The 24,939-nt window shown below is 42.7% G+C and carries 24 protein-coding genes; 3 read left to right on the plus strand and 21 right to left on the minus strand.

The features are described 5' to 3' along the window. Positions 1 to 8 precede the first annotated feature (8 nt). The 6 genes from AAGU76_RS08690 to AAGU76_RS08715 all read right to left on the minus strand — a co-directional run bounded on the left by AAGU76_RS08690 (position 9) and on the right by AAGU76_RS08715 (position 6,413). Positions 9 to 803 (minus strand): M55 family metallopeptidase, encoded by a 795-nt coding sequence (locus AAGU76_RS08690; RefSeq protein WP_342485081.1) that lies wholly within the window; start codon positions 801 to 803, stop codon positions 9 to 11. A gap of 24 nt (positions 804 to 827) precedes the next feature. Beyond that, positions 828 to 2,015 carry a M20 family metallopeptidase gene (locus AAGU76_RS08695; RefSeq protein WP_342485082.1) on the minus strand — a complete coding sequence of 396 codons (1,188 nt, stop codon included), beginning with the start codon at positions 2,013 to 2,015 and terminating at the stop codon, positions 828 to 830. A gap of 2 nt (positions 2,016 to 2,017) precedes the next feature. After that, positions 2,018 to 3,172 carry an alanine racemase gene (gene alr / locus AAGU76_RS08700; RefSeq protein WP_342485083.1) on the minus strand — a complete coding sequence of 385 codons (1,155 nt, stop codon included), beginning with the start codon at positions 3,170 to 3,172 and terminating at the stop codon, positions 2,018 to 2,020. 176 nt (positions 3,173 to 3,348) lie between these two features. Beyond that, positions 3,349 to 4,308, minus strand: a complete 960-nt coding sequence (locus tag AAGU76_RS08705; protein ID WP_342485084.1) for an LD-carboxypeptidase — start codon at positions 4,306 to 4,308, stop codon at positions 3,349 to 3,351. Positions 4,309 to 4,363: 55 nt separating this feature from the next. Next, positions 4,364 to 5,374 carry an LCP family protein gene (locus AAGU76_RS08710; protein ID WP_342485085.1) on the minus strand — a complete coding sequence of 337 codons (1,011 nt, stop codon included), beginning with the start codon at positions 5,372 to 5,374 and terminating at the stop codon, positions 4,364 to 4,366. 28 nt (positions 5,375 to 5,402) lie between these two features. After that, a complete protein-coding gene (locus AAGU76_RS08715) occupies positions 5,403 to 6,413 on the minus strand; it encodes an LCP family protein (protein WP_342485086.1) in 1,011 nt (336 codons plus the stop codon). Between the two features lie 302 nt (positions 6,414 to 6,715). Here AAGU76_RS08715 and AAGU76_RS08720 point away from each other — a divergent pair, with 302 nt between their 5' ends. Continuing rightward, a complete protein-coding gene (locus AAGU76_RS08720) occupies positions 6,716 to 6,916 on the plus strand; it encodes a cold-shock protein (protein WP_019230445.1) in 201 nt (66 codons plus the stop codon). A 145-nt stretch (positions 6,917 to 7,061) separates the two neighbouring features. Beyond that, positions 7,062 to 7,262 (plus strand): cold-shock protein, encoded by a 201-nt coding sequence (locus AAGU76_RS08725; RefSeq protein WP_342485087.1) that lies wholly within the window; start codon positions 7,062 to 7,064, stop codon positions 7,260 to 7,262. A gap of 91 nt (positions 7,263 to 7,353) precedes the next feature. Here AAGU76_RS08725 and rbsK read toward each other — a convergent pair whose 3' ends face one another. The 15 genes from rbsK to murB all read right to left on the minus strand — a co-directional run bounded on the left by rbsK (position 7,354) and on the right by murB (position 23,480). Beyond that, positions 7,354 to 8,253, minus strand: a complete 900-nt coding sequence (rbsK, locus tag AAGU76_RS08730) for a ribokinase (protein WP_342485088.1) — start codon at positions 8,251 to 8,253, stop codon at positions 7,354 to 7,356. Positions 8,254 to 8,264: 11 nt separating this feature from the next. Continuing rightward, the gene (locus tag AAGU76_RS08735) at positions 8,265 to 9,209 is read right to left on the minus strand and encodes a nucleoside hydrolase (RefSeq protein WP_342485089.1); all 945 of its coding nucleotides are present in this window, start codon (positions 9,207 to 9,209) and stop codon (positions 8,265 to 8,267) included. Positions 9,210 to 9,446: 237 nt separating this feature from the next. After that, positions 9,447 to 10,367: an ABC transporter permease gene (locus AAGU76_RS08740; RefSeq protein ID WP_342485090.1), complete on the minus strand. Its 921-nt coding sequence runs from the start codon at positions 10,365 to 10,367 to the stop codon at positions 9,447 to 9,449. A 1-nt stretch (position 10,368) separates the two neighbouring features. After that, on the minus strand, positions 10,369 to 11,439 hold the full coding sequence (locus AAGU76_RS08745; protein WP_342485091.1) for an ABC transporter permease: 1,071 nt from the start codon (positions 11,437 to 11,439) through the stop codon (positions 10,369 to 10,371). Beyond that, the gene (locus tag AAGU76_RS08750) at positions 11,429 to 12,979 is read right to left on the minus strand and encodes an ABC transporter ATP-binding protein (protein WP_342485092.1); all 1,551 of its coding nucleotides are present in this window, start codon (positions 12,977 to 12,979) and stop codon (positions 11,429 to 11,431) included. Before AAGU76_RS08750 ends, AAGU76_RS08745 begins: the two co-directional genes overlap by 11 nt. Positions 12,980 to 13,128: 149 nt before the next feature. Then, on the minus strand, positions 13,129 to 14,277 hold the full coding sequence (locus AAGU76_RS08755) for a BMP family ABC transporter substrate-binding protein (protein WP_342485093.1): 1,149 nt from the start codon (positions 14,275 to 14,277) through the stop codon (positions 13,129 to 13,131). 1 nt (position 14,278) lies between these two features. Beyond that, the gene (locus AAGU76_RS08760; RefSeq protein WP_342485094.1) at positions 14,279 to 15,679 is read right to left on the minus strand and encodes an ADP-ribosylglycohydrolase family protein; all 1,401 of its coding nucleotides are present in this window, start codon (positions 15,677 to 15,679) and stop codon (positions 14,279 to 14,281) included. Between the two features lie 26 nt (positions 15,680 to 15,705). Beyond that, the gene (gene deoD / locus AAGU76_RS08765) at positions 15,706 to 16,407 is read right to left on the minus strand and encodes a purine-nucleoside phosphorylase (protein WP_342485095.1); all 702 of its coding nucleotides are present in this window, start codon (positions 16,405 to 16,407) and stop codon (positions 15,706 to 15,708) included. 112 nt (positions 16,408 to 16,519) lie between these two features. Then, the gene (locus tag AAGU76_RS08770; protein WP_342485096.1) at positions 16,520 to 17,443 is read right to left on the minus strand and encodes a S1-like domain-containing RNA-binding protein; all 924 of its coding nucleotides are present in this window, start codon (positions 17,441 to 17,443) and stop codon (positions 16,520 to 16,522) included. Positions 17,444 to 17,496: 53 nt separating this feature from the next. After that, positions 17,497 to 18,783 carry a glucose-6-phosphate isomerase gene (locus tag AAGU76_RS08775; RefSeq protein WP_342485097.1) on the minus strand — a complete coding sequence of 429 codons (1,287 nt, stop codon included), beginning with the start codon at positions 18,781 to 18,783 and terminating at the stop codon, positions 17,497 to 17,499. Between the two features lie 9 nt (positions 18,784 to 18,792). Further along, positions 18,793 to 19,881: a SpoIIE family protein phosphatase gene (locus tag AAGU76_RS08780; protein WP_342485098.1), complete on the minus strand. Its 1,089-nt coding sequence runs from the start codon at positions 19,879 to 19,881 to the stop codon at positions 18,793 to 18,795. A gap of 17 nt (positions 19,882 to 19,898) precedes the next feature. After that, positions 19,899 to 20,867: a uridine diphosphate-N-acetylglucosamine-binding protein YvcK gene (gene yvcK / locus AAGU76_RS08785; protein WP_342485099.1), complete on the minus strand. Its 969-nt coding sequence runs from the start codon at positions 20,865 to 20,867 to the stop codon at positions 19,899 to 19,901. Between the two features lie 10 nt (positions 20,868 to 20,877). Next, complete coding sequence (gene rapZ, locus AAGU76_RS08790) at positions 20,878 to 21,732, minus strand: RNase adapter RapZ (RefSeq protein ID WP_342485100.1); 855 nt, start codon at positions 21,730 to 21,732, stop codon at positions 20,878 to 20,880. Between the two features lie 15 nt (positions 21,733 to 21,747). Beyond that, the gene (locus tag AAGU76_RS08795; protein ID WP_342485101.1) at positions 21,748 to 22,485 is read right to left on the minus strand and encodes a PHP domain-containing protein; all 738 of its coding nucleotides are present in this window, start codon (positions 22,483 to 22,485) and stop codon (positions 21,748 to 21,750) included. A 68-nt stretch (positions 22,486 to 22,553) separates the two neighbouring features. Then, on the minus strand, positions 22,554 to 23,480 hold the full coding sequence (murB, locus tag AAGU76_RS08800) for a UDP-N-acetylmuramate dehydrogenase (protein ID WP_342485102.1): 927 nt from the start codon (positions 23,478 to 23,480) through the stop codon (positions 22,554 to 22,556). Between the two features lie 216 nt (positions 23,481 to 23,696). On the opposite strand from murB, the gene AAGU76_RS08805 reads away from it, so the two are divergent. After that, a complete protein-coding gene (locus AAGU76_RS08805; protein ID WP_342485103.1) occupies positions 23,697 to 24,863 on the plus strand; it encodes a M20 family metallopeptidase in 1,167 nt (388 codons plus the stop codon). The last annotated feature ends 76 nt before the right edge of the window (positions 24,864 to 24,939 follow it).

Here is a 24,939-nt window from a genome sequence, read left to right on the forward strand (position 1 = left end):
GACTCCTTTTAAAGAATAAACATTCTTGTTGTGGCAAATTCCAGCACATCCTTTGCGGTATAGCGCACGGAATGAGGTCCTGTCTGTTGAACTCCCGGAAAGTATGACGCCCTTTTTGCTTCAGTGTGTTCCTTGTAATATATTTCTACGTCAAACTTTTCGGGTATTTCTATCCTGCATTCGTCAATGTGCTTAAGCCCTGCTATTACACCTTCTTTTATGAGCTGGCAGGCGTAGTCGGGATTGATGCTTACGGTGGCTCCTCCGTCACCTTCCTTCACTGCAGCAGTCTCAATGCCGGAGTTTAATTTTTTTGCTGCTTCACAAAGAGCCTTGTCTCCGCTTAAGAATACCACCGGCACATTGTAACGGGCAGCCAGGTATGAGTTTATGGTAAATTCCGATGCGTATTCACCGTTAACCTTCATGTAGCAGTTTCCAAGGTTCATGGTGTGAGCCAGGGGGCTTCCGTCTGTTCCTGCAGCCGAATGGTATCCTATGAAGACTGCGGCATCAAATGTTTCGTCCAATCCTGCGACCATGGAGTCCGGACAGCTGGTCCATCCGCGGCTTAGCTTAGCGCACCTGGGAAGCTTTGTAATGTCTATGTTTCTTGCTGAGTCGTGGGCATCCTTTACGAAAATTTCCTTTGCGCCCATTGCAACTGCTCCTTCACAGGCTGCAACAGTTTCCTTGGTCATCTGCTCTGCAAACTGTCTGTAGTCCTGGCTGCTCATTTCTGTCTCGCTCCAGGAAGTAACCCCTGTTATTCCTTCAATGTCTACACTTATAAATACTTTCATGATTCCCTCCACTATTATATTATTCTATTGACCTTTTTTCAAAAGCGTCAGTATGTTTTTAACCTGAAGATTTATTCCTATTTTCAGACATTCCTCATCTATGTCAAAGCATTCAGTGTGAAGCGGTGACGATATTCCTCTCTCTGTGCTGCCGCAGCCCAGATGAAAGAACGCTCCCTTTGCAACATCAGAAAAGTACGAGAAATCCTCGGCACCCAGGCTAGGAAATTCCTTGAACACTATGTTCTCCCTGCCAAGAAGCTTATCCGCGTTTTCTTTTACCACATCCACAATCTCATCATTATTTATGAGTGCCTGGTACCCTTGTGTAAATTCCACAGTTCCCTGGCCGCCAAATGCAGTACAGGTGTTTGTAACCATATCTCTTATTCTGTTCTTGGCGTAATTTCTGGTTTCATCATCAAGAGCCCTCAGGGTTCCCGAAATGACTACCTCATCTGCAATGACGTTGTCCTTTACTCCTCCTGAAATCTTTCCAAGGGTTATTACTATTGAATTAAGGGGAGAAATGTTTCTGCTGGCGATGGTCTGAAGTGAAACGATCACGTTTCCTGCTATTACAATCGCATCGATGCCTTTGTCCGGATATGCTCCGTGGGCGGATTTACCTTTTATCTTTATTTGTATGGTGTCTGTTGAAGCGTTCAGTTTTCCGTATTTAAGCTCCACCTTTCCGGCATCTATGTATGGCATGACGTGAAGACCCAGCATATAGTCCACTTGAGGATTAAGCATGCATCCTTCCTGAACCATGCGGCTGCCGCCTCCTATGGTTTCTTCTGCCGGCTGGAAGAAAAGCTTCACATTGCCAGCAAAATTTTCATCCTGATCTGCCATTTCCCTGATTATTTTTCCAACTCCGAGAAGTATGGCGGTGTGTGCGTCGTGGCCGCATGCATGCATTACTCCGGGAATCAGAGAGCAGTACGTACAGTTGTTTTTCTCTGATATGGGCAGTGCGTCAATGTCACCTCTGAGACCGACTGTCTTTCCGTCTTTTTTGCCTCTTATGACCGCCACCACTCCTGTGTCGGCGCATACGTAGTTATCAATGCCCCAGCTGTTTAAATATTCCCGGATTTTTTTCTGGGTTCTGAACTCCTGCTGGCTGAGCTCGGGATTCTTGTGAAAATCTCTTCTGATATCCACTATTTCATCATATATTTCATTTATTCTCTTTTTAATGTCCATGATTACTCCTGCAACAGATAATTGACCTTCTTGTAAATTTCATTGTCCTTTATGTAAACCCTCGGTGTCCTTCTTGAGATGCGGCACACTATTTCATTCTTGTTGGTTCCTGCAAGCTGTGCTGCCTGGTTTATATCCATGGTGTTGTTTGTGCCATCGCCGTAAATTATTGCTTCGTCACCGACTCTGGCTTCAGGTATGTCTGTGAGATCAACCATGCACTGGTCCATGCATATAACACCTATGATAGGAGCCTTTTTGCCGTGAATGGTCACAAATCCCTTGTCCCGCATGTTTCGGGGATAGCCGTCCGCATATCCGAAAGGGAGAGTTCCCACCGCCGATCTTCTCTCTGCCTTCCAAAGGTAGTCGTAGCTTACGCCTTCACCCTTTTCCAGCGTCTTGATGTAGTATATCCTTGTCTTGAAAGTCATAGCCTGCTTCAATTTGACTGTATCATCCCTGTAGGACTTAAGGCCGTAGATTATGGCGCCCGGACGAATCATGTCAAGTCTGTACTGCGGATAATCAATACCCGATATGCTGTCGCAGATGTGTCTGTATTTAAAGGTCCGTCCCCTGCTTTCCAATTCTGCTACGGCACTCATGAAGCTTCTGTACTGTTTGTCATCGTCCTCTGGCCCTGCCAGTACGAAGTGGGAGAATATTCCTTCAACTTCCAGGTTTTCAAGCTCAAACATGCTGTCTATCTCAGCGACGCTTTCTGAGCAATCTTTGTATCCCAGTCGGTTGAAGCCCGTATCGTACTTTATGTGTACCTTCATCTTATTTCTGTATTTCTTCCCAAGCTCATCAAGGATGACTGCCTGATTCATGGAGAATATTGTCTGCGTGATGTTGTTTTCTGCAACAAACTCCAGGTACTCGTCCGGCGTGTAACCCATTATGAGTATGCTGTAATTTTTGTGTTTTTTCCTAAGCTCCAGTGCTTCCGTCAGCGTTGCCACTGCCAGATACTCGCCTCCGTTTTCCATGATGGTTTTAGCAATTTCCACTGCGCCGTGGCCGTAACCGTCTGCCTTGACAACTGCGGCAACTGCAACGCTGCTTCCTGTAGCTTCTTTGATTTTTCTCATGTTGAATGCTATGTTGTCGAGATTGATTTCAACATAGGTGTCTCTTAATAACGGTTCCATAATTCCCCCTTATATAAATTCAGTAATTAAAGGTGCATTACTAAATATTCAATCTTAAAACTTGTCACGAATTCATGTGGAGATTCTTCGCTTCGCTCAGAATGACATAGTCGCCATTTTTATTCCCGTAACATGGCTCCAAACTTATAATTCTTAACTCTTAACTCTTAATTGCACTAAACAACTCCGCTTTCCAGAAATTCCACCTGTCTTGTTCCCGCATCTATTCTCACCTTTGTTCCAAGAGGCAGCGTGGGCTGCGGAAAGCTGTGACCTGCCTTGAAGTTGTAAATTACAGGCTTATTGAAAGGAACAATTGTATTCTCAACTACTTCCTCAAGGGTAAGGTCCAGTCCGCCCTCGTAGGATTTCTGCTCTCTTTGGCAGTTTACAAACGTGCCCAGTATCACACCTTTGCAGTCATCAAACTTTCCTGCCATCGCAAGGGTTGTAAGCATCCGGTCTATTTTATAGATTGGTTCTCCAACTTCCTCGATAAACAATATTTTTCCCCTGGTGTCAACCTCAAACGCAGAGCCCATGGCAGCAGTAAGAAGCGTAAGGTTTCCACCGGTAAGCATACCTTCTGCATCTTTGTCCCCGTAGCTTTTTAGTTCTTCATCCCCTGGATTTATGTGTATTCCAGAAGGTTCATTGGAAAACAGGTTTTTTTCTATGCTGTCTAGCGTATATTCATCAAACTTCACCCTGTCTTCCTTGATTTTCGCAAAATTTGAAGTTGCCATGGGACCGTGGAACGTAGTCATGGCACATAACTGGTTGAAAGCCACATGAAGTGCCGTTATATCCGAAAAGCCCATGAACACCTTCGGATTTTCTGATATCATTTCATAATCCAGCATGTTCAGTATCCTGGGAGTACCATAGCCTCCCCTAAGGCATATGATGCCCTTTATGTTGTCATCACTGAAGGCATCGTTTATGTCTTTTGCACGGTTTTTGTCCGGTGCCGAAAGATGCCCGTAATTTGTGTAGCACGTTGGAAACATCACCGGTACAAGGCCAAGTGCCCTTACTTTTTTCTGTCCTTCTTCCACGGTTTTCAGGTCAGTTGCCGAGGAAGGAGCTACAACTGCTACCCTGTCCCCTCTTTGAAGCCTTAGTGGTTTTTTCATTTATGTTCCCCCTTTATTTTCTAAAAAAAAGATTCTCCGCCCTAGGCGAGGAATCTTATCGGTTGTTCGAATTTGCGTCAGCCACGTCTTCTTCACCTGACTCAGCGGTTAAGTTCACATGGTACAGATCATACACGAGCTTTGTCATCTCTTCTCCGTTTGCAAAATAGAATGACAACCCTGCCATCATCTTGTCTGTGCCGGGCAATGTGGTTGATTCAAGATTTTCTGTTGAAAAACCAATGGCATCCTTGGCCAATGAAAGCATGTTTGTAAGCGTCAGGTCCGTTTCAACATAGGGATATACTGCAGTTGCTACATTCACAAGCTTGAGGCTTAAAGCCTTTTTTACCGCAGACTTAACAAAGTTCTGCTGGGCTTGTATTCTCCCCAGATCTCCGTTGATATAACCGTAATATCCTTCATAGTTTGATTTTCTGAACCTCAAAAACTCTATTGCCTTGTTACCGTATATTATCTGTTTGCCGGCTGATATGTCAATGTTCAGTGGAGGATCAGCATATGGATCTGTGTATCTCATGTGGAAAGGTACATCCACCTCTACACCCCCGATTGCATCCACAGCAGCCCTGACTCCGTCATAATCAACCGTTGCGTAATTGTCAATAGGAATACCTGTTATTTCTTCCACTGCTTTCACAAGGGCTTTTATGCCTTCCTCTTCCATACCGTAAACGGCATTGATTTTTTGTGTATCTGCATATTTGGAATACCCTTCCCTGTAATAATATGTGTCTCTGGGTATGGATATCAGGTTTGCTTCCTTTGTTTTTCTGTCAAAGCTTGCAACCATAATGGTATCTGATCTCGTTCCTTCAAGTCCCACTAAAAGAACATTGATGCGGTTGCTTTCATGTATGGCCTTTTCCAGCTGAGTGTCAAATTCCGTGCTTTCATCGTCCTGTGCCGTTTGTTCAAAGCCTTCTAAAGGATCTTCAGACATATTTTCAGGAGTAAAGAACTTGGCATATGATAATATTCCGGCAGATATGACCAGCGTGAATACCAGCAAAGACATAAAAAATACTTTAAAAAACTGTTTCATATGATTCCGCCTTTCAGTTTAATTAAGGTCAATTAACTTGTTTTGACTGTCCATCTGTCTGTTCTGTTGATGGCTGGATGTTTTCCGACTGATTCATGGCATACAGGGTTTCAGCCAAAGTATTTATACCGTCTTCATCCGGTATGTAAAAAGACAGTCCTTCAAGAGGAGTTTCAACTCCCGGCAGTGTTGTCACGCTTACATTGTCAGCAGAAAAGCCCACAACATCTGTTGCGAGACTCAATATGTCTGTGAGCGTAACATTTGTTTCCACATAGGAATATGCTTCCTTTATGAGAGACGGAAGCTTAAGTCCCAGAGCCTTTTTCAAGGCTGATTTTAAAAATTGCTGCTGCGCCTGAATTCTTCCCAAATCCTGATTGCTGTATCCTTTTCTGAACCTTACATATTTAAGGGCCTGTTCTCCGTTTAAAAGCTGGTGTCCTTCCGGGATGTCAATGTAAAGCGGAGGATCATCGTAAGGATCGGTATACTGCATGTGAAAAGGCACATCAACCTCCACACCTCCAAGCATATCCACACAAGCAACTACAGCTTCATAGTCGATTATAACATACTTTTCTAAAGGTATTCCTAATAAATCCTGTGCAGTTGTCACGAGGCTGTCTATGCCTTCCTTGGCATAGACGGAATTTATTTTCTTTAGATCAGGGCTGTCTTCAGCGTTTCTCGGAGCATAAGTATCTCTGGGAATGGAAATCAAATCAGCTGTCTTTTTTTCGATATCATAGCTTGCAACCATTATGGTGTCAGTTCTGTGTCCTTCAAGTCCCACCAGAAGCACGTTGAATCGTTTGCTGTTTTTTGCTGCTTTTCCTATATTGCTTGTGTAGTCAAAGGTTGAAGATTCGTAAAAATATTTCTTTTCATCTTTTTCTTCACCTGTGTCAACACCCTTGATGGTCCCTATAACCATGTCTCTGTCAACTATTAAAATGTATCCTAATGATGAAACGCTTAAAATGACCGTAATCAAAACAAGCGAGGCAAAAAAAATCTTCAGAAAATGTCTTATCATTGGTGTGCACCTTATATTTTTGCGGTTTATATGATTTATTATACCAAATAATTATATCAAAGCTTTACATTTATTTCAATTGGTATTAAACAAAAAATATATAAATAAATATACGCATTATGCGCTTTCTATTCGATTTGTAAAAACATTTGCAAGCATGCCGTTTGTTTTTACTAAGCTGTAAATACCAGTTATTTTTAATCACAAAAATTTTTTTGGCTTTTTTAATAAATATGTATTGCAATTTATCGAAAAAACTGTTACAATACAGGTATCTTTTTTAATATCGGAGGATTTTTTTAATGAAAACAGGCACAGTTAAATGGTTTGATTCTAAGAAAGGTTTCGGATTTATCTCTTGCGACGACGGAAAAGATGTGTTCGTTCATTTTTCTGCAATCGTTTCAGATGGCTTCAAAACTCTTGAAGAAGGTCAAAAAGTAAACTTTGATATAGTTGATGGACAAAAAGGCCCACAGGCTAGCAACGTTACTGTAGCGTAGTAAATGTTTTGAGAAATAATACATTTTAATATAGATTTGGCATTATTATATTAATATTGGTATTTCAATGAAACGTGATAAGAACTACTGTCGTAGTTCTTTTTCATTAATAAAACAATAATATTTATAAAAGGCGGAGGATTTAATGAAAAAAGGTAAAGTTAAATGGTTTGATGCAGCAAAAGGATTCGGTTTTATTTCATGCGAGGACGGAAAAGATGTGTTCGTTCATTTTTCAGCAATAGTATCCGGAGGATTCAAAACTTTGGAAGAAGGACAAAGCGTTTCGTTTGAAATAGTTGAAGGAGCCAGAGGCCCTCAGGCTGCAAACGTAACAGTAATCTAGTTCAATTAAGAATTAAGCACTAAACAAATTAAGAATTAAGAGTGAAGAATTAAGAATTATAAGAAAAAACAGGCCCTGCCTGTTTTTTTCATTAATTATTAATTTTTAATTCTTCATTCTTCATTATTTCTTCAAGGGTTGGCATGCCGCTTTGTGCTCCCAGTTTCGTTATTGAAAGAGCAGCTGCCTTATTAGCAAACATTATTGCTTCCGAAAGACTGTCTCCTCTTACTAATGCAGCAGCCAGGCCGCCGCAGAATGTGTCTCCTGCCCCTGTGGTATCCACAACCTCAACCTTGAATGAAGGTACAATTTTTAGTTCGCTCCCGTCAAAATACTTAACTCCCTTTGAACCCATTGTGACGATTACCTTGTTGGGATACTTTTTCAACGTCTCATCAAGATCATCCTGCTTGCCGAGAATTATATTAAGCTCATGTTCGTTTGGTGTGATATATGAAGCATCTTCGATGAGAGACTGAGGAAGCTCCAGTGCAGGAGCAGGGTTTAGAAGAACCCTGACGTTGTTGTTTCTGCAGAGCTTAGCCGTATATTCGACTACTTTCATTGGAATTTCAAGTTGAAGAAGGACTATGTCAGCTGACAGGATGATGTCCTTGTACTTGTCTATGGTCTCTATAGTTATTTCATAGTTGGCACCAGGTATAACTATGATGCTGTTATCCTGTTCGGCTACTATTATGTTTGCCACACCAGTGGGAATGCCCTTGATTTTTTCGATAAAGGATGTGTCAACCTTCATGCTGTTAAGGTTGTTTATTGAAAATTCACCGTTGGAGTCGTCGCCTACACATCCTATCATGAAGCTTTCAGCTCCCAGCTTGCTTGCCGCCACAGCCTGGTTGGCTCCCTTTCCTCCCGGGATGGTTGAAAAGGTGGTGCCCAGAACGGTTTCGCCTGCCTTAGGCCTCACATCGGAAGTGAAAACCAAATCCACATTGATGCTGCCTACAACTACTGCTCTACCCATAAATTTCTCCTTTACCTAACTTTTTCATCAAGGCCGTAAATGCCTTCAAGAAGAAGTTCTCTGAATTTTTCGAGATCCACTCCAGTCAGTACCTTTGGATAAGTCTTGTCATATTCAAACCATTCCCTTACGTCGGCAATCGTGTTTCCTCTGCCCAGTTCCTCAGAACAGTCAACTGTCACAGGCATGTGTCTGAATGCGTAAAGTTCAGGATGAATGAGGTACATTATTGCACTGGCATCATGAACCGGTGTGAAGGTTCCATTATTCACATGGTCACCCTTGAAGTAGTAATTGAGTATTTCTCCACACATGCGCGAAATTTTTCCTTCACTTTTCAACATGTTGTTCACATCATCCCTGAAGAATCCACAGCTGTGAGTCACATCCAGCCCGCTCATTACGATGGGAAGCTTGGAATCAAACACAATCCTTGCTGCTTCCGGATCTGCCCAGACGTTGAATTCAGCCGTTGCAGTTATATTTCCTCCGAATGTTGCCCCTCCCATTATGGAAAGCAGATCTATTTTTTCAATTACTTCCGGGAAGGTTTTAATCAGCAGCGCTATGTTTGTCAGTGGTCCCACAGGCACCAGAGTAACCTTGCCGTCGCATTCCATTATGGCATCTCTCATAAATGTTATCGCATTGTTGGAATACAAAGTCTTGGTGTGCGGGAACTGGTAGTCTCCCACTCCGTTTTCACCGTGTACATGGGCAGCAGGGCGTTTTTCTCTTATCAAGGGACCTTTGGCTCCTCTTGCAACCTTTATGTCGCTGTTTAAAAACGACATGAGCCCAAGTGCGTTTTCTGTGACTTTTTCAATTGACTGATTTCCTGCCACGGTTGTTATGCCCAAAATATTGAATTTGTCCAAGTGAGCTGCCGCAAAGCAAAGGGCAACCACATCATCGATTCCCGGATCGCAGTCTATAATAATATTTCTCTTCTCCATTATTCCTCCAATATACTTCAACTAATTGAAAGATTTGTGCCAGAACCCCAGATATATGACAATGTAATTTCAGCTGTCATTCTGGGGGCTAACCCGAAGAATCTCATAATTTAAACAATGAGATCCTTCGCTAACGTTCAGGATGACAATTCATTACTATCAATCTGAGATTTGCGTCCGGCGCAAATCTTCATCAATTCTTAATTCTTCACTTTTAATTCTTAATTATTAATTGGTTTATTTCCCCATGAGCCTCTGTCTTTTTTTCATTCTGATGTAGCTGTAGATGCCAAGCCCCAGAAGCGTCGTGATGTATGGAAGCATCTGTATGAGTTCATATGGCCACGAGCCAAGCTGCAGTATGTTTGCAAACGCCTGTGCGGCACCAAATAAAAGCGAAACCAGGAAAGCTCCTATGGGAGTGTTTCCTCCCATTGATGCAGCAGCCAGGGCAATAAAACCTCTACCGGCGCTCATGCCTGTTGTGAAATATGTAAGGTATCCGCCTGAAAGGAAGAAACCTCCCATTGAAGCCAGCACACCGCTTATAATAAGAGATATGTACTGAACCTTTTTTGAGCTGATACCAACGGATTCAGCAGCATCCTTGTTTTCTCCTACGGCTCGAATCCTCAGTCCCAGCGGTGTCCTGTACAGGAAAATGTGTACCACCGCAACCATTATGAGGGAGAAGTATGTCAAAATGTTCTGGTTTGATATTACAGCACCGATAAAAGGTATTTTTTCTATTAGAGGTATGGCAATTCTTTGAATTTGCAGGCTCTTTACGGAGGACGACACTCCCCTGTCACCGGAAGCAGCAAGCAGAATCAGTATGGTGGCGCCGTTTGCAATCAGGTTTATTGCAATTGCGGCAAGTATCTCATCGGTTTTTAGCCTCAGTACGAAAAATGCCAGAAAGAATCCTATCAATGCACCTATGGCCATTGTTACCAAAAGTCCCAGCCATGCGCTCTGGAAAGCTGCGCTGAACAAAACCCCGAACAGGGCTGAGAACAGCATTATACCTTCAAGAGCCATATTAACTATTCCAGATTTAGAAGCCACGGCTGAAGCCAGAGCGGCAAACAAGATTGGAGTTGTAGCTCTGAGGGTTGCGTTAAAAAATTCCGGCGATAATAAAGCATTAAGCATCATGTTATTCACCCTCCTTTTCATTAGTCAGTGTAGCCTTAGCTTCTTTTGCTATCATCTTGTGTTTATACTTGCTCAGGAACTGTTCAGCAACAACAAGCAGAATGATTATTCCCTGAGTTATTGTAACTATTTCTGTAACGACATCCGTTGAACGGGCCATGATTGAAGCTCCTGTTCTCAGGTATGCCAGGAAAAACGCTGCGAACGGAACATAAAGAGGATTTTTCTTGGCCAACGTCGTAATGATGATGGCATCCCATCCGTATCCAAGCAAAGAAGTCCATGTGAAGCGGTTATACATTCCCAGGAGCTCAACGCCTCCGCCTATACCGAAGATGAAGCCTCCCAGAAGCTGTGAAACCAGGGTTATCTTAACTACACTTATTCCGGAATATCTTGCAAAGGATCTGTTTTCTCCTGTGAGGCGAAGCTCATATCCTATTTTTGTCTTGAACATGAAAATGTAGCCGAACACTGCCACTGCCAAGGCAATGAACAAACCCACATGTATTCTGGTACCTGAAAATACTGTCGGCAGCTGAATGTTCTGCGGTACTGCAAATGAAACAACCGCTCCTGCATTGGGGTCCCTTAGGAAATTGCTGAGCACATAGTTTGCGAAGTACAGAATCAGGTAGTTCATCATGAGTGATGAAACAAGAACATCAGATTCTGTCTTTATTTTCATTACAGCAGGTATTGCTGTTACCATGGCACCGAAAAATCCTGCTGCAAGAATGCAGACAATGGGGCTTATGCTTGGCGGAAGCGCTGAGTTTATGGCAATGTAGGTTGCTACTAAACCGCCCAAATGGAAGGCTCCTTCACCGGCAAGGTTTATTTCACTGGCAGCGAACATTATGCTGATGCCAACGCCTGTGAATGTGAGAGGAATCATTGCCTCTATAACATTGCCGAAACGTCTGGTGCTCTGCAGGGGTCCAGTTAACAGCTGGACTATTGCCTTAACCGGTTCCTGGCTCGTCAGAAATATTATCAAAAATGATATGAGAAGTGCGATGCCTACCGACAACACGGTCCTGAGCACATTAAACTTTGTATTACTGTTCATATATTATACCCTCCAATTTGTCGTCTTTTTTTATCCCCAGCATGTACTCTCCCAATTCTGCTTCTGTTACTTTCTTAACGTCATTGAACACGGCTGCAAATTGTCCCTTATATATGACAGCAAGTCTGTCGCTTAACTCCAGAATCTCATTCAAATCGGCAGAAATAAGTATTATTGCGCTTCCTGCATCGCGAAACTCGATTATTCTCTGTCTTATAAAGGATGCAGCACCTACGTCTATACCTCTGGTAGGCTGATTGGCGATTATAATTTTGGGATTGGTTGAAAACTCCCTGGCAACTACTACCTTTTGAATGTTTCCTCCGGAAAGCATTCCAACGCTCTGTTTGTATGATTTGCACTTTACAAGATATTCCTTTATGAGTTCATTTACCCGTTTCTCTATTTTTTTAGTCTTGAGCATGAATTTGCCTGAGTATTCGGGCTTGTCATACTGGATTGAAAACATGTTGTCCCTTATGTTCATATTTTTCGCGCATCCCAGAGTCATTCGGTCTTCGGGAATATGTGCCATTCCAAGCTCCCTGATCTCCTTGATGGTATGTCTCTTGGCCTCCTGGCCAAATATTGCTATTTCTCCCCTGTACTTCTTGGACAGCCCCGTCAGCACTTCAACCAGGTGTCCTTGTCCATTTCCCTCAACACCGGCTATTCCGAAAATCTCTCCTGCCTTCAGGTCAAAGGACAATCCGTTGACTCTTTTTACTCCTGTGGAGCCTGAAACGCACAGGTCTCTGACCTTCATGACAGTTTCCTTAAGCTCCAGCGGTTTCTTTTCAAATGTAAGAACCACGTCTCTGCCTACCATGAGCCTAGACATCTCTTTTGTCGAAATGTCTTTCACGTAGTATGTTCCCTTGCTTCTTCCGTTTCTCATTATGGTGGCTCTGTCGCATATTTCCTTGATTTCATCAAGCTTGTGGGAAATGAATATTATTGTGTGTCCCAGCTCCCTGAGCTTTTTGAGCTGCACAAACAATTCGTCTGTTTCCTGCGGAGTTAGTACTGCCGTTGGCTCATCCAGTATGAGTATGTCTGCACCCCTGTAAAGAGCCTTAAGAATTTCAACCTTTTGCTTGATTCCTACCGGAAGTTCCTCAACCTTTTCAGTCACATCTATTTCAAAATTGTACTTTTCAGCTATTTGTCCGGATAATTCAACAGCCTTATCCATATCTATGAACATGCTTTTTTTAGGTTCTGTTCCCAAGACTATATTTTCAGCAACTGTCAGAGAAGGTACGAGCATAAAATGCTGGTGCACCATTCCAATGCCTTTCTTTATTGCATCCTGAGGAGACTTTATTGTTGTTTCAGTGCCGTTTAAGATAATCTGTCCCTGTTCAGGCGCTTCAATACCGAACAACACTTTCATAAGCGTGCTTTTTCCCGCTCCGTTTTCTCCAAGCAGAGCGTGTATTTCCCCTTTTTCCAATTCAAATGTCACGTCTTCAACTGCAACAACCCCGTTGGGGTATATCTTCATCATATTGTTCATTTGCAGCACTTTTTCGCTCATTGTTACCTCCGTTTTTTTAAATTAATAACTAACAACTGAGAACTATGCATAGTAAACACTTGTTAATCATTAATATTTCTTCGCAGTTGTTTTTATAGTAAATTGCATCAACAGCCAGGCTGGAGCCTGACTGTTGATAAGATTTCAAACTATTGTACCGATGCCTTTATTGCTTCGATTTCTTCTGTTGATTTTCCCATTGCTGTATCAACAGTTATTTCTCCGCTCTTGATTTTTTCTTCCAGTTCATCTATTTTTGTTCTGATGTTTTCCGGAAGCATTTGTTCATAGTGAGCATCCTTTACAAGGTTAACTCCGCCTTCTGCAAAACCAAGTTTTTCAGCTGATCCGTATCCAAGTTTTCCCTCCATGTCAAGCTTGATTGCTCTGTACAGAGAGTTTCCAACATTCTTAAGTGCTGATGTCGGTATGAAATCTGCTTTTTCAGGCAACAATGCTGCCTGGTCTGAGTCAACGCCGAATGCATATTTCTTTGCGTCTGCAGCTGCGTCGATTTGTCCCAATCCTGCAGAACCGGCAACGTTATATCCAACGTCAGCTCCGTTTTGGTACTGAACCAATGCAAGGTCTTTGCCTACTGCTGAGTCATAGAAGTTTCCTACGTAAGCTATGGCAACTTTTATTTCAGGATCCATGTATTTAGCACCCTGGATGTATCCAAGCAAGAAGTCGTTGATTATTGGGTTTTCCATTCCGCCAAGGAAGCCTATCATCTTGTTTGAAGGATCAGCCATCGGAAGAGTTGAATCTGTAGTCATCATAGCTGCAGCAGCTCCAACCAGGAATGATACTTCGTTTTGTTTGTACAGTACGTTGTAGATGTTGTTGTAGTTTCCTGAAGAGAAGTCAAAAGTTTCATCGAAGAATATGAATTTCTGGTCAGGGAATTGTTCAGCAGCTTCAGCCAAACCTTCGATCATCTGCCATGTTCCTATGATTATAACGTCATATTCTCCACTTTCGCAGTAGTCAAGCAATGTTGGTGTCCATTTTGGCTCATCGGCAGCAGTTGCTCCCATTTGCTCAACCTTGAAATCAAATACGTCTTTACCCAATTCATCTCTTAATTTTGCAAGTCCTTCATTAGCTGAATCAAAGAATGATTTGTCTCCCAATGTACCGTTTAACAAAAGTGCTGCTTTGTAAGGTTTTGCAGGTGTTTCTGCAGCCGGTGTTTCTGCAGGTTGTTGAGATGGTGCAGGTGTTTCTTGCTTTGCACAAGCAGCCAAAGAGAAAATCATCATGACTACTAGTAATAAAGATAGTGCTTTTTTCATTTTAGTTCCTCCTACTTTTTGCTTTTCTTATATTATTTAAAGTATCACCGACCAAATCATCCAGCGTTATTTCCTCGTAGCTTCGCATGTAAGTCACAAGTTTGTCAAATGCCGGAACGATCAGTCGTTTTGGAATGATACGCATTCCCTTCTGAATACCCAGAACAGGCATAATCATGCCTGCATTGCAGTCTGCGTCTATACCGCACATGGTCACTATGTTCAGTGTCTTTTCAAAATCGCCTTCACCGTACATGAGCGCTATTATTTCACAGCATGCGTTTGGATAGGCATGAATCCAGTTGTATTTCTTATACTTTTCCTGGCAGTCCTTAAGAGCCAGGTGCCAGTCGCTGTATTTATGGCAGCATTCGTACGCAAAATTCACAACGGAATAATATTCGCTTTCTTTAGGAATCATGTAAATGGCTTCTTCTACAATTTTTTTCACGTCATCTTCCACAAACGCCAGGGATACCATTACAGCATTGAATACTTCCCCAAGTATTCCGTTATTGATGTGAGACACTTCCCCGTCAGTCCATGCAAGTTTTGCAGCCAGCCTCGGATCTCCGGGTGCCACCATACCGCAGATGGCTCCTCTCATCTGAGCTCCAATCCATTCGTTGAACGGATTGTTGAACTTTGCACTTTCCGGTGGCATGAAGCCTGCCCTTATGTTTCTTAAGGCAAGTTCTTCAGCAGACCATCCGCATGGTATGAGACCTATCCACGACAACGCTATATCCTCGCTTGTAACATCGTATCCCTTCTCACCGAAGGCATCGAGAAACGCCAGTTCAAACGTTATGTCGTCGTTGTAGGTGTTTGGTTCCCTAATGTAATCCTTCACATCACCGAATGCTTCGTAAAGGTTCTGTGACGTGTATCCTTCGACCATGGTTCCCATGGCAGCCCCTACCAGCTGAGACATCCATGCAGCCCTTATCTGGTCCTTAAACGTTTCACTTTGTGAGTCCACAGCAACAGCATCCCTGAAGACAACATCCTTCTCATACTCTTCAAAGCTGTCATAGTACCTGTAATTCCAGTATGGCGAATCTACGTCTTTCTTGGCGTTCATGAACTCGTTTCTGAGCTTTGCTGAAATTTTCTGAAGCAGGACCTTGTCGTTATCAGCGTGAGCCTTCATGCCTTCTTCAAGAAGTTCATAGGCTCCTTCCACAACAAATCCTCTGTTTTCCAATGCCTGAACAGCAGCCACCATTATTTTTTCCGGAGCTCCCGAACCGGGTACGTTGCTGGACCAGTCAAGTCCCAGAAGTCCATCATAGAAATCCGAAACCGCCTTAAGAGCTGTCCATCCCTGCTCTTCGGAGCTTAATACGGTTGGCTTGGCATTGGAGTATAATTCATGTGCTGTTTCCCAAGCTTTCTTCATAAGAATCCTTTCTGTTTGTAAGTATTCTATGCCAGTTCCAGAGCTATCTTCATCATATCCTTGAAGCCTTTTTCCCTTTGTTCAGGTGTTGTTTCAGCTTCTCTGGCTATGGAATCGGAAACTGTAAGTATTGTAAGGGCGTTAACGCCTGCTCTTGAAGCATTGCAATACAATGCGTATGTTTCCATCTCTGCTGCAATACATCCCATTTTTGCCCACAGCTTCCAGCTGTCAGGCTGATCGTGGTAGAATATGTCTGAAGTAACTATGTTTCCTACTGTTGCCGGAATGTTGTTTTCATCTGCAACACTTTTAGCCCTTGACAGAAGGTCCCAGGAAGCTGTTGCTGAATATGTTCCCGGCAGGTTGTACTGTGAAGCGTAGTTGGAGTCTGTGCTTGCTCCCATGGCCAGAACTATGTCGAACAGTTCGAGCTTAGGGTCATAAGATCCGCAGGATCCGATTCTTATAAGGTTTTTAACTCCGTACATATGTATCAATTCATAAGAATAAATTCCGATAGATGGGCAACCCATTCCTGTACCCATTACAGAAACTTTTTTGCCGTTGTATGTTCCTGTGTAACCGAACATGTTTCTTACAGCGTTAAACTGTTCCACATCGCTTAAGAAATTTTCTGCGATGAATTTCGCCCTCAGCGGATCTCCGGGCAAAAGAACCGTTTCAGCTATTTGTCCTTGTATTGCAGTGTTGTGAGGTGTGGGCATAAAAATTCTCCTTTTCTATTCTTTAGTTATTTTTCTTGGCACGCAAAAACATGCCTATTGCATACGCACTATAAATACTACTTCTTAAAGGTATTTTTGTCAATACTTTAGGCTACTTCCTTTTAATGTTTGAACTGCCTCTGCTGCTTTTTTGCCTGGAGGATTCTCTCGGCCTTCTTGTGTCGCTTGTGCCCTTTTCAGCCATGCGTATTCCTTCTCTTGTCATCTCGATCAATCCCTTTTTCATGAGCCTTCCTGCTGCTTTCTTAAAGGAACCCTTGCTCATGTTCAGCATGCTGCTTATGTCTTCCGGGCTGCTGTCGTCGTTTAATGGAAGCCTGCCCTTGCTCTTCATGAGTATGCTTAAGATTTTTTCCCCGTCTTTGTCTATCTGCAGCCTGGGTGCATCCTTAAGGCTCAGGTCAAGCTTTCCGTCTTCCTTAACGTTGCTTACTCTGACTTCAATCACGTCTCCCGGTCTCATAGGTTTTAAAATCTCGCCTTCATGGATGAGTCCCAGGTACTTGCCTTCAACGGCAACCATTGCACCCAGACCTCTCTTGAGGCTGAACACCGTACCCTTAACAATATCGTTGACTTTGTAAGGCGAATCTGTCCTTAAAACCTTGAACAGGTTCATGGTTGCGCAAAGTCTGTCAGATTTGTCAACGTAAAGTCCCACAAGGTATTCTCCGTTAAGCCTGATTTCTCCCACCTGTTCCTTGAATGGAAGGAACAGGTCCTTCTCAAGTCCCCAGTTTAGAAAGGCTCCTATTCTTGACATTTCCGCTACCTTCAGATATGCGATTTCGCCCATTACTATTTTTGGTCTTTTTGTGGTGGCTATTATCCTGTCACTGGAATCCCTGTAAACAAACACAGTCATTTTGTCGCCGACTTTGGCATCTTCCGGCACCTGCTTCTGGGGAAGCAGAATCTTCTCTTCTCCTTTATCGTCCTTTGGGTTTTTCAGATAAACTCCGAATTCCACCTTTTTAGCTATTTCAAGCTCTTGCATTTCTCCTAATTTTATCATATGTTCTCCTTGTTTTTTAGTTTGATAACTTGAAACAGATTTCAACCTGCAGATTAACAGTTTTTTCCCAGCAGCTTGAACATGTTTTTTTTGTAAGCTTCCACACCAGGCTGCGTAAAGGGGTCAATACCGTTAGTATACCCACTTATGGCGCATGTCATCATGAAAAAGTAAAAAAGCTTCCCGACATAAAACTCGTTCACTGCAGGTATTCCAACAGTTATTCCGGGCACGCCTCCCTCGCTGTGAGCCATGAATGTCCCTTCAAAGGCTTTCTGGTTTATGTAACTGAAATTTTTCCCCCATATGTAATTCAGTTTGTCAAAGTCATTTTCTTCATAGGGTACTGTAACTTCATCAGCGGTATTTCCAACAGTTAATGTAGTTTCAAACAATATCTTTCTGCCATCCTGTACGAATTGTCCCATTGAGTGCAGATCCGTCGTGAAGTTGAGACTGGCAGGAAAAATTCCCTTTCCTTCTTTTCCTTCGCTTTCTCCAAAAAGCTGCTTCCACCACTCTGCAATGTTGGTCATGGAAGGCTCGTAATTAACAAGCACCTCGACTTCCTTGCCTTTTCTGTTCAATATGTTTCTGGCTGCCGCATATTGGCAGCATATGTTCTCATGAAAATTCCTGTTTCCGTATTCCTGCACCCCTGATTTAAGACCGCTCAAAAACTCATCCGTATCCAGTCCTGCAGCAGCCATGGGCAACAGTCCCACAGGAGTAATGACAGAATACCTTCCTCCTATGTCATCTGGTATTACGAATGTTTTATAGCCGTACAAATCTGCCATTGTTTTCAATGCGCCGCGGCTCTTGTCCGTTACTGCAAATATTCGGTTTTTTGCCTCATCCCCGTACTTCTCATCCATCAGTTCCCTTATGACTCTGAAGGAAAGGGCCGTTTCCAGAGTTGTTCCCGATTTTGACACCACTATTACACAGATTTCCTTATGTCTGACCGCATCCACAAGCTTCTTCAGGTACGCTCCGCTTAAGTTCTGGCCTGCATAATAAATTGCAGGTTTTCTAAGCTCATTGTGAAAGTCTCCCCTGATTGCTTCAACGGCTGCCCTTGCTCCCAGGTAGGAGCCGCCTATTCCCAAAAGTATGAACGCGTCGCAGTTTTCATTTATGAATCTGCCGCATTCCTTAACCTGGCGGTATTCATCTTCATCCATGGTGTTCAAGAAATCCAGCCAGCCTGTCATGTCGCTGCTGATTCCTTTTCTGTCCAAAAGCAGTTCCTGAGATTTCATTATTTCTGGTTCAATTGCATTCATATCTTCTTCTGTTACAAAGCTTCCGTTCAAATCAAGTGTTATGTCTTTCATTCCAACCCCCTAAATTATTTCTGCCATCAGCATGGCGTAATCATCCTTCTGGTCCTTGCAGTAGCTGTCAAGAGAAGCCTTTATGTTTTCCAGTATGTTTCCTTCCTGCCTGACTATGTTTATGACGTTGTCGACACCATACTGCTCTCCCTTTAAGTTTACAGCCTCCGTTATTCCATCCGTGTAGAAGAAAAGCCTGTCACCAACAGAAAGCTCCATGGTGCTCACGTCGTATTGAACGTTATCGAAAATATTTGCTATGGGATAGCCTTTTGACTTAAGCATGGTCACGCTTTTGTCCTTTCGCAGCAAGATGGGCTCAGAATTATGGCCTGCGTTCACATACGTGAACCGGCAGCTTTTCTTGTTGTATATTCCGAAGAACACAGAAAAATACTTGTCATAGTCCAGATTCAAGGATAAAAACGTCTTGTGAAGCTCCTTCATGATCGTGTTTAAATGTATGTTGCCCTTTGCTATGGTTCTTAAAGACTGCCTTACGAAAACTGTCAGCAGTGACGCGGAAACGCCGTGTCCAACCACATCGCATATGTAAATTCCGGTATTGTCCTCGTCGATTTTAAATACATCGAAGAAATCGCCGCTTAACACTTCTGAAGACTCATAAAGATAGTCGATGCTGACGCCGTTGTACATACCTTTTGGAGGAAGCATTCTAATCTGCATGTTCCTGGCAAAATTTATGTCGTCGCTCATTTTCCTGTTTTTTTCCCTGATGCTTTTAGACAGCTTTATTTCTGTGGTTATATCCCTGAATACCTCCACGGAACCAAGAATTTCACCGCTGTCATCCTTCAAAGGCGAAGAAATCACCATGTATGTATGGTCTCCTAAAGTGGACTGTTTCTTCAATATGGAGCCATGCTCCATGGTAACTTTGGATATGCAGTAGTCGCAATTGGTCTGACGGCAAAAAACGTCGTAGCACCTTTTGCCAACTATTTCGTCTCCCAGGTCTTCACGCATCTTCTTGTTGGCATAAAGCACAATATTGCTCCTGTCCACAACCCTCACCCAGTCAATCATGCCGTCGACTATGGAAAGCTGGGTTTCGTCTATTTTATTATACTGTCCCATAGGATCACATCCTTGATTTACGAATTTTTTTCCTTGCAGTAGTTGTAAAGTAATTGACCTATTTTTTCAGAATTGTGTCTTATGTAGTTTTTCTTTATATCTATGAAATTGCTGCTTATTACCTTTATGTTCATTTCTTCAAGTTTTTGTATCTGTTCACGGTCTGCGACTACCTGTTTTGCTCCCTTGAACTTGTAGTTCTGAATCTGGTCCTCGGAAATAAGCTCATCATTGGCTATTACATAATCAATAAGGTATCTGCTGCTGTGCTTTATTATGGCGCTTACATGGTCGTACACATTGTAATTGTCCGTCTCACCGGGCTGGGTCATGAGGTTGCACACATAAAACACCTTGGCCTTTGAATTTTCAATAGCCTCAGTAATGTTTCCAACAAGTATGTTCGGTATGACGCTGGTATAAAGGCTTCCCGGTCCAAGAACAACTATGTCTGCTTCGCTGATGTCCTTCAGCGTTTCATCCAGAGGCAAACATTCCTCGGGCACAAGAGAAATCCTGTCAATTATGCATCCCGACTTGCTCACATACTCCGGAATATCCTTTTCTCCGAGAATGATGTCTCCGTTGTCAAGAAAAGCCTTAAGCTGCGCATCCTGCAGCGTCATGGGCAGAACCTTGCCCGACAGCCTGAATATACCGCCTATTTCCTTAAGGGCATGCTCATAATCCCCGAATATTTCGTACATTGCTGCTATGAACAGATTTCCAAAGCTCTGCCCCTTGAGATATCCTTCCTTGAAGCGGTGCTGCATGAGACTTACCATTGTAGGTTCAATGTCGGAAAGTGCTATTATGCAGTTTCGCATGTCACCAGGCGGCAGCATACCCAAGTCTTCCCTAAGCACACCGGAGCCCCCACCGTTGTCTGCCACGGTTACCACGGCAGAAATGTCCCTGGTGAACCTTTTAAGCCCTCTGAGCAATATAGAGAGGCCGGTTCCCCCTCCGAATACCACTATCTTCATATATTCTCCCCTATTTTCCTATATCCCTGTGATTTAAAAGAACCCTGTAGTTCTCGCCGCTCAATATGGCAGCAATATGGTTGGCTATTGTCACCGAACGGTGCTTGCCACCCGTACAGCCAATGGAAATAACCAGATTGGACTTTCCTTCAGCCATGTAGTGAGGCAAAAGAAAAAAGAGCATGTCTTTTAATTTTTCAATAAATGTTGTTGTAGTATCAAAACTCATGACATAGTCCTGAACATTCCTGTCATTACCCGTAAAAGATTTCAGCTCCTCTATATAAAACGGATTGGGAAGAAACCTTACGTCAAAAACCAGATCCGAATCCTGCGGCAGTCCGTACTTGTAGCCGAAGGACATGACCGTAATGTTGATGTTGTAAGTGATGTTGCCCTGAAGAAAGATGTTGTGAATTTCTTCCTTTAGCCTTCCTATTTTCATGTTGGTTGTGTCTATGATATAATCAGACCTTTTCTTTACTTCCTCAAGGCTAACCCTTTCATTGTGTATACCATCTATGATTGTACCCGTTGTGCTGAGCGGATGCGGACGCCTTTGTTCCTTGTACCTTTTAACAAGCTCGTCGTCCGAAGCGTCCAGAAAAAGTATGTGATACTTTATGCCCTTATTTTTTAGCTCTTCCAAGCTGTTGAACAAGTCCTTGAAAAAGATGCCTCCCCTTATGTCTGCTACTACTGCAACCTTGTTTACATCCTTGGAAGAACTGTTGCACAGTTCAGCAAAATTAGGAAGGAGAGCTGGAGGCATGTTGTCCATGCAGTAATAGTTTATGTCTTCCATGATTTTGATGGCCTGGCTCTTTCCTGCTCCGGACATCCCAGTAATGATTACAAACTCCATATTCTCCCTTCTTTCTTATATCAAATTTATTATCCTTTTTAAATCGAGTCCTGCTGCCTTTGCCGCTTTTAGGGCTTCATCAAAGCTTCCAACCCTTTCCTTTACATGGGCATCTGAATTGATGGCAAACTTCACGTCGTACTTTGCTGCTATTTTTATTTCTTCGCTGTTCAGGTGTCCGTGGCTGTTGTTTATTTCCAGAATAATTCCCTTTTCCTGGGCCTTTGCGGCTATTTTGTCGATATCCAGAGGAATCTTGTCACCCGGATGAGTCAGTATGTCAATTTTGTATCTATCCATGGCCTTGAGAAAAGCTTCTGTGTTTTTTGCGGTCATTTCTTCCCTGACCCTGCGGTTCTTTCTTCCTATGCGGTTTTTCACAATGAAGTTCCAGAAATCCCGCGGCGTTGAAAACAATGCTCCCAGGTGGAACCCGCATAGGATTATGTCACATTGCTTTAGAACCTCGCCGTTTATATCGGTGGTTCCTTCATAATCCAGTATGTTGGCTTCCACACCATACAGTATCTTAAGATCAGGATATTGTCTTCGCATGTCTTCGATAATACCTTTGGCTTCACCCATGCGGCTTTCCAGCACCCCGAACATGTAATGCTTAGGGCCGTGGTCGGTTACGGCAATTTCTTCAAGGCCCTTTTCCGCAGCAATGGATGCTATTTCCTGTATGGTTGACTTACCGTGGCCGCGCCTTGAATATGTGGAATGTATATGGTAATCAGCTCTTAATTTCATAAACCCTCCAAAATTCAATTAAGAGTTAAGAATTAATTCTTCGCTCTTCACTCTTAATTCTTAATTATTTAAAGTTTTGTTCCTACTATTTTTATCTCAGGTTCTAAAATTATGCCGAATTTATCATATACAGTGCTTATTACTATCCTCATGAGCCCAAGAACGTCCTCACAGCTGGCGTTGTCATAGTTTACGATGAATCCGCTGTGTTTGTCGGATACCATTGCGCCTTTGTATCTGAGGCCCTTAAGTCCTGCATCTTCAATAAGCTTAGAAGCATATCCGCCTTCCGGTCTTTTGAATGTGCTTCCTGCGCTTGGAAGGTTCAACGGCTGCTTTGAAGTGCGTTTCTCGTTCAAGTCTCTTATTATTTCCATTATCTCTTCTTTGTTTCCAAAGTTAAGTTCAAGCTGTGCTTCGAGCACTATCATATCAGAATCGGTTATTTTAGAATGCCTGTAGGAAAATTCCATGTCCTTTTGTGAAAATTCATGGACATTTCCGTCCATATCCATGCACTTCACGCTTGTTACGACATCCTTCATCTCTCCGCCGTAGGCACCTGCGTTCATGTAAACGGCTCCTCCCAGGTATCCGGGTATTCCGCTGGCGAATTCAAAACCTGCCAGGCCTTCTCTTGCCAGGTACTTGGCAATCACAGATAAAAGCGTTCCTGCTCCTGCTGTGACCTTGTTTTCATTTCTTGAAAAATAATTGAATTTTTCTCCGACTTTAATTATTATACCCTTGTATCCGGCATCTGACACCAGAAGGTTTGTTCCGTTTCCTATAACAAAGCAATCCGCACCATGTTTTTTTATCAGCTTCAAAACTGTTTTTAAATCATCTGTATCTTCAGGCTCTGCCAATATGTCTGCCGGACCGCCTATCTTGAAGTAAGTGTGATTTTTTAATGGCTCATCTTTAAGGACTGTTCCCCTTGAATACAAGGAGAGCTCCCGGTAAAGTTCATCTGTTTTTTTCTGATATTCCATTACTTCACCCTTTCTAATCATCTTAATATATTTTATCATTTCTTTCATATTTTTAAAAGATATATTTTATTATAATGTTAGTTCAATTGCAATATCCTATAATATTTTTATATTATAAATTGACATCGTTTTTTAATGATGGTAATATTATTCGTGAATAAATATTATTATGTTTCGATAGTAATTGACAACAAATAAATTAATGGGGAGTTTAATATGAAAGAAAAAGTGTTGGATTTAATAAATGAGCTTTCTCCGGAGCTTAATGAACTTAGCCTTGAAATTTACAACAATCCGGAGCTTGGATACGAAGAACACAAAGCCTGTGCTCTTCACACCAGTCTGCTAAAAAAATACGGTTTCACCGTTCAGGAAAATTTCTCAGGTGTTGCCACAGGATTCAAGGCAGAATACAAGAGCCAAAAAGAAGGAATTACCGTTGCCTACATGGCTGAGTACGATGCTCTTCCAGGCATAGGACATGGATGCGGCCACAACCTGCTGGGTACTGTGAGCACAGGAGCAGGAATAATATTAAAAGAAATAGTTGACGAAATCGGAGGCACGGTTGTAGTATTCGGTACACCAGCAGAGGAAACAAGCGGAGCCAAAGTTACATATGTTGCAAACCATGAATTTGACAACGTTGATGTCGCCATGATGGCACACCCGGGCAGCGAATATACAAAGAGCGGATCTTCACTGGCCCTGGAACCAGTACAGTTTGAATTCTTCGGAAAGACTGCCCATGCAGCAGCTTCACCGGAAAAGGGAATAAATGCCCTTGATGCAGCCATTCAGACATTCAACAGCATCAACGCACTGAGAGAACACTTCAAAAGTGATTCAAGAGTTCACGGTGTAATTCTTGACGGAGGAAAGGCAGCCAATATTGTGCCCGACTACACTAAGTCACAGTTTTACGTACGTTCCACATCCAAGACATATAACATGGAACTTCTGGAAAAGGTGAAGAACTGTGCAAGAGGAGCTGCTCTTGCAACTGGATGTGAGCTCAAGATCACAAAGTACGAGTTCAACTACGACAACATGGTAACAAACCAGGCCTTGTCCGATACATTCAACAAGAGCATATATGACGTTGCAGGAATAGTAATGAAAGAACCTTCAAAGAGTACAGGAAGCATCGATGCGGGACAGGTAAGCCAGGTATGCCCTGCAATCCATCCATACTTCGACATTACAAACGACCCTTCCATAGCAGGCCACACAAGAGAAATGGCAAGTGCAACTTTGACGGATTATGCAAAGGAACAGATGAAAAACACGATTGCAGCTCTGGTTCTTACAGCAGCAGAGGTAATGGAAAATAAAGAGCTTTACGAAAAAATCAGAAAAGAATTTGAAAGCACAGAAAAATAATAATAAATAAAACAACCCCGGCATTCCAATGATTGTCGGGGTTGTTTATTGCAAATTATGATTTTGTCACTCTGAT

The sequence above is a fragment of the Sedimentibacter sp. genome, from assembly GCF_038562225.1.
In the GTDB taxonomy this organism is placed as follows: Bacteria; Bacillota; Clostridia; order Tissierellales; family Sedimentibacteraceae; genus Sedimentibacter.

What these genes read in the sequence shown, in the direction of transcription:
- AAGU76_RS08770 (WP_342485096.1), bottom strand. Translation starts at nt 17,443, where the DNA reads ATGATAAAATTAGGAGAAATGCAAGAGCTTGAAATAGCTAAAAAGGTG.
- AAGU76_RS08755 (WP_342485093.1), bottom strand. Translation starts at nt 14,277, where the DNA reads ATGAAAAAAGCACTATCTTTATTACTAGTAGTCATGATGATTTTCTCT.
- AAGU76_RS08805 (WP_342485103.1), top strand. Translation starts at nt 23,697, where the DNA reads ATGAAAGAAAAAGTGTTGGATTTAATAAATGAGCTTTCTCCGGAGCTT.
- AAGU76_RS08750 (WP_342485092.1), bottom strand. Translation starts at nt 12,979, where the DNA reads ATGAGCGAAAAAGTGCTGCAAATGAACAATATGATGAAGATATACCCC.
- AAGU76_RS08745 (WP_342485091.1), bottom strand. Translation starts at nt 11,439, where the DNA reads ATGAACAGTAATACAAAGTTTAATGTGCTCAGGACCGTGTTGTCGGTA.
- yvcK (WP_342485099.1), bottom strand. Translation starts at nt 20,867, where the DNA reads ATGAAGATAGTGGTATTCGGAGGGGGAACCGGCCTCTCTATATTGCTC.
- AAGU76_RS08725 (WP_342485087.1), top strand. Translation starts at nt 7,062, where the DNA reads ATGAAAAAAGGTAAAGTTAAATGGTTTGATGCAGCAAAAGGATTCGGT.
- alr (WP_342485083.1), bottom strand. Translation starts at nt 3,172, where the DNA reads ATGGAACCGTTATTAAGAGACACCTATGTTGAAATCAATCTCGACAAC.
- AAGU76_RS08780 (WP_342485098.1), bottom strand. Translation starts at nt 19,881, where the DNA reads ATGGGACAGTATAATAAAATAGACGAAACCCAGCTTTCCATAGTCGAC.
- AAGU76_RS08690 (WP_342485081.1), bottom strand. Translation starts at nt 803, where the DNA reads ATGAAAGTATTTATAAGTGTAGACATTGAAGGAATAACAGGGGTTACT.
- AAGU76_RS08695 (WP_342485082.1), bottom strand. Translation starts at nt 2,015, where the DNA reads ATGGACATTAAAAAGAGAATAAATGAAATATATGATGAAATAGTGGAT.
- AAGU76_RS08775 (WP_342485097.1), bottom strand. Translation starts at nt 18,783, where the DNA reads ATGAAAGACATAACACTTGATTTGAACGGAAGCTTTGTAACAGAAGAA.
- AAGU76_RS08735 (WP_342485089.1), bottom strand. Translation starts at nt 9,209, where the DNA reads ATGGAGAAGAGAAATATTATTATAGACTGCGATCCGGGAATCGATGAT.
- AAGU76_RS08760 (WP_342485094.1), bottom strand. Translation starts at nt 15,679, where the DNA reads ATGAAGAAAGCTTGGGAAACAGCACATGAATTATACTCCAATGCCAAG.
- deoD (WP_342485095.1), bottom strand. Translation starts at nt 16,407, where the DNA reads ATGCCCACACCTCACAACACTGCAATACAAGGACAAATAGCTGAAACG.
- AAGU76_RS08705 (WP_342485084.1), bottom strand. Translation starts at nt 4,308, where the DNA reads ATGAAAAAACCACTAAGGCTTCAAAGAGGGGACAGGGTAGCAGTTGTA.
- rapZ (WP_342485100.1), bottom strand. Translation starts at nt 21,732, where the DNA reads ATGGAGTTTGTAATCATTACTGGGATGTCCGGAGCAGGAAAGAGCCAG.
- AAGU76_RS08720 (WP_019230445.1), top strand. Translation starts at nt 6,716, where the DNA reads ATGAAAACAGGCACAGTTAAATGGTTTGATTCTAAGAAAGGTTTCGGA.
- murB (WP_342485102.1), bottom strand. Translation starts at nt 23,480, where the DNA reads ATGGAATATCAGAAAAAAACAGATGAACTTTACCGGGAGCTCTCCTTG.
- rbsK (WP_342485088.1), bottom strand. Translation starts at nt 8,253, where the DNA reads ATGGGTAGAGCAGTAGTTGTAGGCAGCATCAATGTGGATTTGGTTTTC.
- AAGU76_RS08795 (WP_342485101.1), bottom strand. Translation starts at nt 22,485, where the DNA reads ATGAAATTAAGAGCTGATTACCATATACATTCCACATATTCAAGGCGC.
- AAGU76_RS08715 (WP_342485086.1), bottom strand. Translation starts at nt 6,413, where the DNA reads ATGATAAGACATTTTCTGAAGATTTTTTTTGCCTCGCTTGTTTTGATT.
- AAGU76_RS08740 (WP_342485090.1), bottom strand. Translation starts at nt 10,367, where the DNA reads ATGATGCTTAATGCTTTATTATCGCCGGAATTTTTTAACGCAACCCTC.
- AAGU76_RS08710 (WP_342485085.1), bottom strand. Translation starts at nt 5,374, where the DNA reads ATGAAACAGTTTTTTAAAGTATTTTTTATGTCTTTGCTGGTATTCACG.